The sequence below is a fragment of the Prevotella illustrans genome (genome assembly GCF_017426725.1).
GTDB lineage: Bacteria > Bacteroidota > Bacteroidia > Bacteroidales > Bacteroidaceae > Prevotella > Prevotella illustrans.
Genome location: NZ_JAERMS010000078.1, coordinates 1 through 2,008 on the forward strand (window position 1 = coordinate 1; position 2,008 = coordinate 2,008).

Annotated in this window: 2 protein-coding genes; both read right to left on the minus strand. The window is 32.8% G+C overall.

Features of this window, described 5'->3' with window-relative positions; all coding sequences use genetic code 11:
- Positions 1-183: 183 nt before the first annotated feature.
- Positions 184-879 (minus strand): hypothetical protein, encoded by a 696-nt coding sequence (locus JHU38_RS12200; protein WP_107581696.1) that lies wholly within the window; start codon positions 877-879, stop codon positions 184-186.
- 9 nt (positions 880-888) lie between these two features.
- Positions 889-1,884 carry a hypothetical protein gene (locus JHU38_RS12205; RefSeq protein WP_146156998.1) on the minus strand — a complete coding sequence of 332 codons (996 nt, stop codon included), beginning with the start codon at positions 1,882-1,884 and terminating at the stop codon, positions 889-891.
- Positions 1,885-2,008 lie beyond the last annotated feature (124 nt).

The following is a 2,008-nucleotide window of genomic DNA, read 5'->3' on the forward strand; positions in this document are numbered from 1 at the left end:
GAACGGGAATTACATATATTTGTTTTGTATAAATTAATTTTGTTCACTTATTTATAAATAATTGAAAGTCAACAAAAAACGCAACTCAAATTCATTAGCTTTGGAAAATCAGGCAGATTAATTCTCAATCATGAGATTTCGATACGGGATATGTATGTGCATTGGCGTAAGAATAGGGATAATTTATGACCAATTATATCTGATATCGACTTGTTGATAATATTCATTGATAATTTCTTGAGCGTTTGGTTTCATAACCATGTCAGAAATTAGTTGAAAACATTTATCCTTACTTGATTGAAGGAATTGACCATTAAATAATTCCATATAAACATCACAAACCTGATTAGATATATCTTTAATAGTTATTGGCGCGAGATTGCGGCCTGATTTGTGGCGATATTCTAAACACATATCAACAGCGTATATGACTGCAGATTTTTCAAGATCAGGCAGGAATATATTGCGCTTGAAATCACATGTTAGCTTTGTAATGTTTTGGATAACGTCTTGTTTGAAATACATACGCATATCAGGCAAGTGCTGCCAATCATATCCTGTTTGGGCATTAAAGTCATCCACTAGATTGTTTATCCGTTTTTGTCTTTCGTCCAAACCGTTACAGACGTTGTTGGTTTGGCCTGCCAGGTATTCTTCATAAGTTATTTCTTTAATGCCTTTTCTTGTCATTGGCACGTATATCCCTTCTCCTTTTTTTACGATATAAGCTGAAGGTGTTCTCTTTACGACTTCGCCCACCAAGCCGTTTTTGGGGCAAAAGCCATATTTTGCCCATTCGATTTTATTGGCATAAACACCATTTATAAATTCCATTGTTGTGGAGAAACATTCTCCTTTGTCAACGGTTTCTACATACATAGTTTTATATTAATTATAAAGTTTTTTATACAAATAAGGTAATGGCATGGTATTGCCAATTCTAATAAGAGAAACACGCTCTTGTTCGAACAACTGTACTGAATCAATCGCATCGTTTATATTATTGAACTTAAACGCTTTACTGTTAGTATGGCTCGCAAAACGGAGATATAAATCTTTACTGCATATGTAAGGCTCTATTATATGGTAGTCTTGAGTCAGTGTCTCATATCCAATAAAAGTCGCAAGAATATCATTCTCTATCTTATTTCCAAGGCAATAGCAGATGCTTAAAAGAAACGCATCTTCATTCAGGATGAATTTATCCGTGAGCAGAGCATAGATAAACAAGATGTCTTCGATAGTATATTCTCCAAAGAGGTGACTTTCTCTAATCTGAGAGAATCCACGACTGAAATTATGAATTTTAAGTTGATATGATGGGTGGCAGTTGTATATGGAATGTTCGCATTCTTCATATAAAAATTTAGCATACCTTAAGACTTCAATTCCGCGAAATTGTTGGTTAATACAACTCTTTCCGGTATAATACCTATCTAAGTATTCATCAAGATCTTTATTGAACGGAATCTCATTTAATAGAACTCCACATTCAGTATGCAATCCAAAAATCTTTCTATTGAGATAGAATTGCTTAATAAATCCATTCTTAGGAAAGACAGTAAATAGGTAATTGTCAAGACCGAATAGACGCCATATATTATTAGCAAACGTGCATCTATCGTATAGGTGATTTAAATGAATGATAATATCACTATCAGGGTGGACAATTCCTTTAGGAGTTATCTGCTCGTAACAAAATCCCTTAGGAAATATTATTTCTTTAAAATCATATGTCCTAAAGAAATAATCCATAAAAACATCATCAATATATTGGTAAATGTAATTAATCTTACTGCTATTAATAACAGAACCTCCATGAAAGAAATCCGTATGGATATTTAAATCTTTCGCAATCTCCAAGCTAGAAATAACAGATTCCATCTGAGATAGAAATTCGTTCCTGTCAGTAAACATATTATCCCTTTCATCTACATAAAAGAATTTATGGAATAGTACTGATGCGATAAAATCGCATTTAAGTTTTACATATCGTTAAATAGTAGCA